This window comes from Phaeobacter sp., assembly GCF_022825805.1.
Taxonomy (GTDB): Bacteria; Pseudomonadota; Alphaproteobacteria; order Rhodobacterales; family Rhodobacteraceae; genus Phaeobacter.
Window position 1 is genome coordinate 1 of record NZ_JAJDWC010000017.1, and the last position, 9,694, is coordinate 9,694.

11 protein-coding genes are annotated in these 9,694 nt (G+C 57.8%); 5 read left to right on the forward strand and 6 right to left on the reverse strand.

Translation table 11 applies throughout. The features are described 5' to 3' along the window. The first annotated feature begins 294 nt into the window (after positions 1-294). A complete protein-coding gene (locus Q0C28_RS01425) occupies positions 295-462 on the forward strand; it encodes a DUF465 domain-containing protein (RefSeq protein WP_293572864.1) in 168 nt (55 codons plus the stop codon). Between the two features lie 195 nt (positions 463-657). Here Q0C28_RS01425 and Q0C28_RS01430 read toward each other — a convergent pair whose 3' ends face one another. From Q0C28_RS01430 to Q0C28_RS01455, 6 genes are all read right to left on the reverse strand, one after another. Beyond that, the gene (locus Q0C28_RS01430; protein WP_293572865.1) at positions 658-1,527 is read right to left on the reverse strand and encodes an EamA family transporter; all 870 of its coding nucleotides are present in this window, start codon (positions 1,525-1,527) and stop codon (positions 658-660) included. Beyond that, positions 1,524-2,465: a transcriptional regulator GcvA gene (locus tag Q0C28_RS01435; RefSeq protein ID WP_293572866.1), complete on the reverse strand. Its 942-nt coding sequence runs from the start codon at positions 2,463-2,465 to the stop codon at positions 1,524-1,526. The genes Q0C28_RS01430 and Q0C28_RS01435 overlap by 4 nt, the downstream gene beginning before the upstream one ends. 332 nt (positions 2,466-2,797) lie before the next feature. Then, positions 2,798-3,520, reverse strand: a complete 723-nt coding sequence (gene phbB, locus Q0C28_RS01440) for an acetoacetyl-CoA reductase (protein WP_293572867.1) — start codon at positions 3,518-3,520, stop codon at positions 2,798-2,800. A 216-nt stretch (positions 3,521-3,736) separates the two neighbouring features. Continuing rightward, entirely contained in the window at positions 3,737-4,912 is a 1,176-nt protein-coding gene (locus Q0C28_RS01445) for an acetyl-CoA C-acetyltransferase (RefSeq protein ID WP_293572868.1), read from the reverse strand. 424 nt (positions 4,913-5,336) lie between these two features. Then, positions 5,337-6,161 carry an EAL domain-containing protein gene (locus Q0C28_RS01450; RefSeq protein WP_293572874.1) on the reverse strand — a complete coding sequence of 275 codons (825 nt, stop codon included), beginning with the start codon at positions 6,159-6,161 and terminating at the stop codon, positions 5,337-5,339. A 192-nt stretch (positions 6,162-6,353) separates the two neighbouring features. Further along, the gene (locus Q0C28_RS01455; RefSeq protein WP_293572869.1) at positions 6,354-6,929 is read right to left on the reverse strand and encodes a TlpA disulfide reductase family protein; all 576 of its coding nucleotides are present in this window, start codon (positions 6,927-6,929) and stop codon (positions 6,354-6,356) included. 20 nt (positions 6,930-6,949) lie between these two features. Here Q0C28_RS01455 and argH point away from each other — a divergent pair, with 20 nt between their 5' ends. From argH to Q0C28_RS01475, 4 genes are all read left to right on the forward strand, one after another. Next, entirely contained in the window at positions 6,950-8,341 is a 1,392-nt protein-coding gene (gene argH / locus Q0C28_RS01460; protein ID WP_293572870.1) for an argininosuccinate lyase, read from the forward strand. Between the two features lie 22 nt (positions 8,342-8,363). Next, entirely contained in the window at positions 8,364-8,540 is a 177-nt protein-coding gene (locus Q0C28_RS01465) for a hypothetical protein (RefSeq protein ID WP_293572871.1), read from the forward strand. 111 nt (positions 8,541-8,651) lie between these two features. Next, complete coding sequence (locus Q0C28_RS01470) at positions 8,652-8,807, forward strand: hypothetical protein (RefSeq protein ID WP_293572872.1); 156 nt, start codon at positions 8,652-8,654, stop codon at positions 8,805-8,807. A gap of 67 nt (positions 8,808-8,874) precedes the next feature. Continuing rightward, on the forward strand, positions 8,875-9,694 hold an 820-nt coding region (locus Q0C28_RS01475; protein ID WP_293572873.1), incomplete at its 3' end, for a diaminopimelate decarboxylase.

Sequence of the window (9,694 nt, forward strand, 5' to 3'; positions counted from 1 at the left end):
TCTCAGGCGTATCGGAGCCAGAACCTTCGACCAGATGTTCGACGCGCTTGCCGAAGTCTGCGACCTCTTCACCCCAGACGAATGCTACAACTACTTCTGCGATGCAGGATATGCCTCAACATAAGGGCTCAATGCATTAAGCGATTTTACGGTTGTTTACGAAACCGTGCGGCTTCATCGGCGGGCTCACGCCTATTTGACACTTTTATGACAAATCTATGCGCCTGCAGCGTGACAGATGCCTGTTCCTGTGATCCACTCTTTGCCACGAAACACGCTCAAAGGAGGAATGAAATGAGCCTCAGCTCGCATCTGACCGAACTCAAGAAAAAGCACGAGCACCTGAGCATGGAAGTCGAAAACGCACAACGATTGCCGTCATCCGACGGGCTTGAGATTGCGTCTCTGAAAAAACAGAAACTGAAACTCAAAGAAGAGATTGCGCGTCTGTCCACGTCATAAGGGCGTTTTGGCAGGATGCGCTGGGGTGACATGCCTCTTTGAAGCACCCCGGACGAACCTCCAAACTCTACCTATCTCTCTTATCAGGGCCGCGAGATACACTCGCGGTCCTTTTTGTTTGTCCGGTGGGTTATCGGAGGCTGATGCATCGCGAACGCATGTCTAGCAGGTGTCGTGAGTTCAAGGGACCTGGTGTCAGGCCGCGTTGGCTGCGCTTGCACGCGCGGCAAGCACAGCACCCCCTGTGATAAGGCACGCCGCAACAGCAAGGATCCAGCTCGGTTGGGCGTAGCCGACAAGCACCAGGATCACTGTCGATAGAAGCGGAGCGGCATAGGAGCTGGTCCCGAGCATCTGAATGTCGCCCTGTTTGACGCCGATATCCCAAACATAAAACGCCAAGCCAACCGGACCCAAACCCAACGCAATGGTCGAGAGCCAGCCCCAAGTGCCCCGAGGCCAGACCGTCTCCTCCAACGCGAAATGCATTCCCCAGGAAGCCACGGCTGTGATCAGGCAGAAAATCGCGACCGTGCTGGTTGGGGCATCGCCGAGGCGTCGGGCCAGCACAGAATAGCCCGACCAGGTCAAAGCACAGAGAAAAGCCAGCCCATAGCCTGGCAGAGCAGCAGGGTCGAACCGTGCGCCACCGCCGCTGATGATGGCTGCAGCTCCTGCAAATCCCAGAAGGGCACCCAGAAGATGGCCTTTTTTCAGCTGCTCGCCGGGCAATAGGCCGGAAAACAGGACGATCAGCAGGGGCCACAAATAGGCGATCAACCCCGCTTCCGCTGCGGGTGCGAGCCGAAGTGCGGTGAAATACAAGGCGTGATAGCCGAACAATCCGATGCTGCCGAATGCGTAGACTTTCCAGGATACGGATCGCAGCGTTGGCAGGCTGCCGCTTTGCCAGCACCACAGTATTCCCAATGTGCCGCCGAGCGTGAAGCACAGGGCGTTCAGCAGAAGTGGAGGGACAGGCGCTGTCCCGACGGTCAAGACCGCCAGCAAGGACCAGAGCAATACAGCGATAAACCCCACTCCGGTTGCGCGTTTGCGGGTCATTCGTCTGCTACCACTTTCACCACGCGCAATCCTTCTGATATCGCTGCTGTTTTTTCAATTTCGGCGAGGATCCAATCGCGGAACGCAACAATCTGCGGCCTGTTCTCGGCGCCCTTTTGGCAGAGAAAACTGAAATGCGCCTTACCGGTCAAGGCTGTTTTGAATGGTGCCACCAGGCGACCCTCTGCGATATCTTTGACCACCAGTGCCCTGCGCCCCAGGACGACGCCGGCCCCGGCCAATGCGGCATCAACTGCGTGGTCTGCGTTGGAAAACCTCGATCCGTGGCGTGGGGAAAACGGATGTCCGACAGCCTTGAACCAGGCGGGCCAGTCCAATCTGGGGGACATGAAGTTCAGCGAGTCATCATGTAGGAAGGGCGCAGAGGTCAGCGCCTCGATGGTTGGAAATCGCTTGGCCATATCGGGGGACATCACTGGCATGACCCATTCCTCTGCCAATCCTAGAGAGTACACATCCGGATAGGGACCATTGCCGAACCTGATGGCGACATCGACCTCATCCCGCTGGAGATCCACCCGCTTCAGGCTTGCAGAAAACCGCAGGTCAATCTCTGGGTGGGCGCGGGCGAATTCATAAAACCGGGGTGCCAGCCATTTTGCGGTGAAGGCAGGGCCTGCCGTGACTGTCAGCACGCCGTCATCCTGCAGGCGCAATGTGGCGCGCCACGCCGCTGTCAGCGCCTGAAACCCGTCTGATGTCCCAGGGGCAAGGGTCGCACCTGCCTCGGTGAGCTCTACCGCACGATTGAGGCGGCGAAACACTGGCGTGCCCAGATGGTCTTCGAGGGATTTGATCTGAAAAGAAAGCGCCGCTGGCGTGACGTTCAATTCCTGCGCTGCACGGGCAAACGATAGATGCCTTGCAGCGGCTTCAAAAGCCCGCAGAGCGGTGAGAGGAGGGAGGCGTTCTGACATTTCACATAAGTAAAACTTAATTGAGGTCTTGGAAAGTCTCGTTTGTCAACTTTCTGCAGATACTCCATCTTTCAGTCAAGTTAGGAAAATTTATCTGAACGGAGGCCAAAGATGGAATATACAGCAGATGCTGCCGTGAAGCGGGCCATGGTGCGAGCCCACGCAGAAAGAGGCCAAGTGTTGCGGTCTTTTTTGACCGGCGTGTTGGCGTCAGTCCGATCACGTTTTGATATGGTTTCGATTTTCCGCTGGGCATAGCGCGCATGTCCTTACGGAATTGGAAAAGGGCCGGTTCGATGGACCGGCCCTTACCATTTGTACATGCGTTGGCGTCAAACGAAGAATTGACCACCATTGGCGGAAATCGTTGAGCCATTGATGAACTGCGCGTCATCCGAAACCAGGAAGGTGACGCAGCGTGCGATCTCCTCTGGTTCTCCGAGGCGCCCAGTCGGGATCTGGCCAACAATCGAATCGCGCACTTTTTCCGGTACCGCCATCACCATTTCTGTGGCGATGTAACCTGGACAGATGGCGTTTGCGGTGATGCCCTTTGCAGCGCCTTCCTGAGCCAGCGATTTGACGATGCCGAGGTCACCGGCTTTCGTCGCGGCATAGTTGACCTGGGCGAACTGACCTTTTTGTCCGTTGATCGAGCTGATCACGACGATGCGCCCAAAGCCGCGCTCCCGCATTCCTGGCCAAACCGGATGAACAGTGTTGAATACACCGGTGAGGTTTGTGTCGATCACCTGCTGCCACTGATCCGGTGTCATCTTGTGAAACGGCGCATCGCGCGTGATCCCCGCGTTTGCCACCACAATGTCGATTGGCCCCAAATCAGCTTCGACTTTGGCGATCCCTGCGGCGCTTTCCTCGTAGCTCGCAACGTTCCATTTGTAGGTCTGGATACCGGTCTCTTCGGTGAATGCAGCGGCGGCTGCATCGTTTCCAGCGTAGGTTGCCGCCACTGTATAGCCCTCAGCCTGCAGAGCCTGAGAGATTGCAGCGCCGATGCCGCGGGAGCCGCCGGTGACGAGTGCGTTACGTGCCATTTTGGATAGTCCTCCGTATTTACTTGGTAATCTTGCTACTATTTTTGTGACTGTATCAGCAATATTATTGCGCCGTGATTTTTCACTTTTCTGCTGAAGTTGTGTGCTTTTTCCTGTCTTGTGTTCTCTCCGGCGAGGAAAGCCTGTGTCTATGATGTTGTTTTGAATAAAAAAGGCGCCCTTGAGGCGCCTTTCATATGTCTCTTTCGCTCAGCCTTAAGGGCGCTCCACACACATGGCGACGCCCATGCCGCCACCAATGCAGAGAGTGGCCAGCCCTTTCTTGGCATCTCGGCGCTTCATCTCGAACAGCAGAGTGTTCAGAACGCGGCAGCCAGAGGCACCGATCGGGTGGCCGATTGCAATTGCCCCGCCGTTGACGTTCACGATCGCCGGATCCCAGCCCATGTCCTTGTTCACGGCGCAGGCCTGTGCAGCAAAGGCTTCGTTGGCCTCGACCAGATCCAGGTCGTCTACGGACCAGCCCGCTTTCTCCAGTGCTTTGCGCGATGCATAGATTGGGCCCACGCCCATGATGGACGGGTCCAGCCCAGCGGTGGCATAGGAGGCAATGCGCGCCAGTGGTTCAATGCCGCGGCGTTCAGCGTCGTCTGCGCTCATCAGCAGGGTGGCGGCAGCGCCATCGTTCAGGCCAGAGGCATTGGCAGCTGTGACGGACCCATCTTTGGTGAAGGCAGGGCGCAGTTTCTGCATCGCGTCGATCGTGGCGCCGTGGCGGATGTATTCATCCTGATCAACGATGATGTCGCCCTTGCGGGTCTTGACAGTGAAGGCGGCGATTTCATCGGCAAATTTGCCAGCTTTCTGTGCGGCTTCGGCTTTGTTCTGGCTGGCAACCGCGAATTCATCCTGCATGTCGCGGCTGATCTGCCATTGTTCGGCAACATTTTCTGCCGTCTGGCCCATGTGGTAGCCGTTGAACGCATCCCACAGCCCATCGCGGATCATGGTGTCGATATAGCTCATATCGCCCATTTTATGTCCGGCTCGCAGGTTGGCGGCATGGGGGGAGAGTGTCATGTTTTCCTGACCACCCGCGCAGACGATAGAGGCGTCACCCAGCTGGATGTGTTGCGCGCCAAGTGCGACGGCCCGCAGGCCCGATCCACACACCTGGTTGATGCCCCAGGCCGATGCGGTTTGCGGCAGGCCTGCATTGATGTGCGCCTGACGCGCCGGGTTCTGGCCCTGGGCGGCTGTCAGAACCTGACCCATGATGGTCTCTGAGACCTCAGCCTTGTCCACGCCAGCGCGGGCCACCACGGCCTCCAGCACTGCGGTGCCCAGATCATGGGCCGGTGTCTTGGCGAATGCGCCGCCAAAACTGCCGACGGCCGTGCGTGCGGCGGATGCAATTACAACGTTGGTCATCAGTTTCGTTCCTCTGCCAGTCTTCGTCAGTGAGGTCCGGCGTATGGTCCGCTATTTCGCACTCGCAGAAACCATCAAACGCCAACCTTGCCTATCAAGGCGATGTTCCGTGCTGCATGTGCAGCACCCGCACCGTGTCTCAGACCTAAAGGCCATGTCAACTATCCTCTGCCCGCCGCCTGGCGCATTGATCTGGATCAACGCACGTTCCAGATCGCGAAATCGGCCAATCAACACGGCAAGCGGGGACGGGAGAGCTCGGCAAGAGATCTGCAAGGCAGTGTGTCTGCGCGGCAACCGCATGCGACTGGTCCAGCAGAGCAATAGGGGCTGAAGCAAATTAGGCCATAAAATCCGTGTTCTATGGCTTGGTCTTAGGCGCAGCGCTGTAGAAATAGCATTTGGTTGGCGCGCGTCTGCTGGCTTATGCGGAAGCCCGGCTTTTCTGGCGCAGTTCTTCGAGCCAAGGTGGGGTGACCGACGGTGCCCCGAACAAAAAGCCCTGCATGCAATCGACGCCAATGGAAATCAGAAACTGGGCATCGGCAGGATTCTCGACCGATTCTGCGACCACCAACATATCAAACTGTTTGGCAATTCCGGTTAGCGCCCGAACGATGGCCTGATTGTCGTGATCGGCATGAATGTTGCGGACGAACTGGCCGTCAATCTTTACCGCGTCGAAGAAGAAGTTGCGAAACAGGCTCACCTTGGTGATGCCAGCGCCAAAGTTGTCCAGCGCAAACGCAATGCCGTGCTTTTGCATACGGTCCATGAAATCAATCACCAGTTCCGGCGCTGCCATCGCAGAATCCTCGGTGATTTCCAGGACCAGCCGTTCACCCAGATGCGGGTCTTTTTTCAGGTGACGGTCCAACACGCGCATCCAACGCTGATAGCCGATGGAGCGGGCCGACATATTGATGGACAGCCGCACACCGGGGCTGTGGGCCAGGGCTTTCAGCCCGTGATCAAGCGCCAGACAGTCCAGTTCGCGGCCGGTTTCGGTTTCTTCAACATGGGGCATGAAATCCCGTGCGGGGATCACGCGGCCGGTCGAATCGAGCACACGAATGTAGCCTTCGTAAAAGGCTACGGACTGCGGCCCGACGGATTGCATGATCGGCTGGAACGCCAAAAGGGTTTGATTGTGCCGAATGGCATCGCGCACCATGTCCAGCGTGGATTTATCCCGTGACACTACCGCAGAGGACAAAGGGTTTTCAGCGCCCTCGGGCATGTCGGCCATGACCTTGTGCTTGTTCTTCACGGTGGTGTCCCTTGGCGATGACGGTTCTGTCTCAGTATGAGTTACGCATCACCATCGTGCAAAAGGGTTGCTGGGACCTTAAACGAACAGTTTTTTGATAATTTTAGTCAGCTCCCGCCGCGGCATGCATCTGCCACCGCCGACGGGACTGAACTAAGCCGACAAACGGGATCAGGAGCCAGACGCATCATCCGAAATCAGCGTTTTGATGATGGCCTTGGCACTGTCAGAGACCCAGTCGGCATCGCCGCGCAAACGTGCCACTTCATTTCCGTCGCGATCCAGCAACATGGTCATTGGCAACCCGAAGACAGCCATTTCCTTCGCAACGGCGCCACGCGGGTCCTGATGGCGCGGCAGGTTGGAAATACCTGTTTCGTCGAAAAACTTCTGGATCCCAGCCGGGGAGTTTCGGCCAGTGGCCAGGGTGAGTACCTCGAAATCCTCACCACCGAATTCATCCTGAAGCTCTGACAGCATCGGCATTTCCTTGCGGCAGGGGGCGCACCATGTTGCCCAGAAATTCAAGAGGACATATTTGCCCTGATAGTCCGCAAGCGTCGCTGTGCCGGCACCATCGGCCAGCTGAAAAGTCTTGTCAGAGGTCGGTTTGACCTCGGGGTGAATGATCAGCTTGCGCATGTCGCCTTCGCGCAGAGCAGACAGGGTGGCCGGATCCGCTGCAAAAGCGGCATTTGCACCAACGGCAAGGGCCATATAAAGGGTGAGCTGACGAAACAGACGCATAGTATCTCCAGGGTTGGGCCATGACAGACAAGACCTCGAACCAGATGTGGGGCGGCCGCTTTGCCGCCGGACCGGACGCGATCATGGAGGCAATTAATGCATCCATCGGGTTCGACCAGCGCATGGCAGCGCAGGATATTGCTGGCTCTCGGGCTCATGCGGCGATGCTCGCCGCGACCGGTGTCATTACGGATAGTGATGCGGAGGCCATTCGTGAAGGTCTGCTCACCGTTTTGTCAGAGATCGAAGCGGGTTCTTTCCAATTTTCCACGGCGCTTGAAGACATTCACATGAATGTAGAGGCGCGCCTGAAGGAGATCATCGGAGAACCAGCAGGTCGATTGCACACGGGTCGGTCGCGCAATGACCAGGTGGCGACTGATTTTAAACTCTGGGTCCGGGATCAGTTGGATGCGGCGGAAAGCGGCCTGTTGGCGCTTATCCGGGCGTTGTTGACGCAGGCAGAGGCCGGGGCCGATTGGGTGATGCCGGGCTTCACACATCTGCAGACCGCGCAGCCGGTGACCTGGGGGCATCATATGATGGCCTATGTCGAAATGTTTGGTCGTGACCTGTCCCGCGTGCGCGATGCTCGAGCGCGGATGAACGAATCCCCCCTCGGCGCGGCGGCGTTGGCAGGCACCTCGTTCCCCATCGACCGCGACATGACCGCAGAGGCGCTGGGCTTTGACCGCCCAGCCGCCAACTCGCTGGATGCGGTGTCCGACCGGGATTTTGCGCTCGAGTTCCTGTCAGCCGCATCGATCTGTGCCGTGCACCTCAGCCGTTTTGCAGAAGAGCTGGTAATCTGGTCGTCGGCGCAGTTCCGTTTCGTGACCCTATCGGATCGCTTCTCCACCGGCTCGTCGATCATGCCGCAGAAGAAAAATCCTGATGCCGCAGAGCTGATCCGTGCCAAGGTCGGGCGCATTTACGGGGCGAACACTGCGCTGATGATGGTTATGAAAGGGCTGCCGCTGGCCTATTCAAAAGACATGCAGGAAGACAAAGAACAAGTCTTTGACGCGGCAGACAGTTGGATGCTGGCGCTGGCGGCCATGGAAGGCATGGTCAAAGATATGACCGCCAATCAGGATTCGCTGGCTGCGGCGGCGGGGTCGGGCTTTTCCACCGCGACAGATCTGGCGGATTGGTTGGTGCGGGTTCTGAAAGTGCCGTTCCGCGATGCGCACCATGTGACCGGCACATTGGTTGCGATGGCCGAAAGCCGCGGTTGCGATTTGCCGGATCTGAGCCTCGAAGACATGCAGGGTGTCCACGCAGGCATCACAGAGGATATCTTCACTGTGCTGGGCGTCGAAAATTCGGTAAACTCGCGTATGTCTTATGGCGGCACAGCACCGGCGCAGGTGCGCGCACAGGTGGCCCGCTGGACCGCGCTATTGGGCTGAACCCTGTTCAGGAGATGACAACATGACCCGCATTCTGTTTGCTCTCGCAGTGACGCTCGCTGTTGCTGCCTGCGGTGTGGACGGTGAACCGGTGCGCCCCAGCCTGAATGCAGACATTGGCGTGACGAGCAGCGGTGTTCACGCGGGTGGATCTGTTGGCTTGGCCAAAGGTCCGCTGCGCGTATCTCTCGGGCTCTGAGGCGCAAGACCTCGTGCAAAACACCAAGGGGCGGCTTGAAACATGGATGCCCCGACGCCATCCTAAAAGCGCGCGCAATTGCGGGCGCTTTTTCTTTTTCAAGGATGCGACATGAAGAAAGCGATGTGCCTGATCGCGGCGCTTGCGGGACTGGCGGCCTGTGATCCTGTTCCCCGAGCTGAGGCTCCACCTGAGCAACCTCCTGCCCAGAAAAGCGGGATTTCGGTGTCGGGTGAAGTGCGCGTTGGTGTTTCGACCACCTTCTAAGGGTGGGATGCTGTGAGCTGCGCAAATTCATTGATCCCGACAACGCTTTTGCCGTAGACGCGACCCCATGGATCATTTTCTCTTTCGCGATGGCGCGCTTTTTGCCGAAGACGTTCCGGTGGCCGAGATTGCAGCGGCCGTTGGCACTCCGTTCTATGTCTATTCCACCGCAACGCTGTTGCGGCACTTCCAGTTGTTCGATGAGGCGCTGGATGGGATGGACCACCTTGTCTGCTACGCAATGAAGGCTGCGTCGAATCAGGCGATCCTCAAGACCTTGGCGCAGGCCGGTGCAGGTATGGATGTGGTCAGCCAGGGCGAATATCTGCGCGCAAAAGCGGCAGGTGTGCCCGGCGACAAGATCGTATTCTCCGGTGTCGGCAAAACCGCCGAGGAGATCCGCACGGCGCTGAGCGGGGGTATTCGCCAGTTCAATGTCGAAAGCGAACCGGAGATGGAGGTGATCAACGCGGTCGCCCTTGATTTGGGGGTGGTGGCGCCGATCACTGTGCGGGTAAACCCGGATGTGGACGCCAAGACCCATGCGAAGATCGCTACTGGCAAATCTGAAAACAAGTTTGGCATTCCGATTGCGAAGGCGCGTGAGGTCTATGCCCATGCTGCGACGCTGAAGGGGTTGGATGTTATTGGGATCGACGTCCACATTGGATCGCAGTTGACCGAGTTGGAGCCTTTCCGACTGGCCTATCAGAAAGTCGCCGAACTCACGCTGCAATTGCGCGATGATGGGCATGATATCCGCCGCCTTGATCTCGGCGGCGGGTTGGGCATCCCCTACACCCGCTCCAACGAGGCCCCTCCGCTGCCGATGGAATATGGCCAGCTGATCAAGGATACGCTGGGGCATCTGAATGTGGAGATTGAGA

Bases quoted from the DNA above. Each gene is read 5' to 3' on its own strand.
- Q0C28_RS01445 (WP_293572868.1), bottom strand. From the start codon at position 4,912: ATGACCAACGTTGTAATTGCATCCGCCGCACGCACGGCCGTCGGCAGT.
- argH (WP_293572870.1), top strand. From the start codon at position 6,950: ATGACAGACAAGACCTCGAACCAGATGTGGGGCGGCCGCTTTGCCGCC.
- Q0C28_RS01450 (WP_293572874.1), bottom strand. From the start codon at position 6,161: ATGGCCGACATGCCCGAGGGCGCTGAAAACCCTTTGTCCTCTGCGGTA.
- Q0C28_RS01455 (WP_293572869.1), bottom strand. From the start codon at position 6,929: ATGCGTCTGTTTCGTCAGCTCACCCTTTATATGGCCCTTGCCGTTGGT.
- Q0C28_RS01425 (WP_293572864.1), top strand. From the start codon at position 295: ATGAGCCTCAGCTCGCATCTGACCGAACTCAAGAAAAAGCACGAGCAC.
- Q0C28_RS01470 (WP_293572872.1), top strand. From the start codon at position 8,652: ATGAAGAAAGCGATGTGCCTGATCGCGGCGCTTGCGGGACTGGCGGCC.
- phbB (WP_293572867.1), bottom strand. From the start codon at position 3,520: ATGGCACGTAACGCACTCGTCACCGGCGGCTCCCGCGGCATCGGCGCT.
- Q0C28_RS01435 (WP_293572866.1), bottom strand. From the start codon at position 2,465: ATGTCAGAACGCCTCCCTCCTCTCACCGCTCTGCGGGCTTTTGAAGCC.
- Q0C28_RS01465 (WP_293572871.1), top strand. From the start codon at position 8,364: ATGACCCGCATTCTGTTTGCTCTCGCAGTGACGCTCGCTGTTGCTGCC.
- Q0C28_RS01430 (WP_293572865.1), bottom strand. From the start codon at position 1,527: ATGACCCGCAAACGCGCAACCGGAGTGGGGTTTATCGCTGTATTGCTC.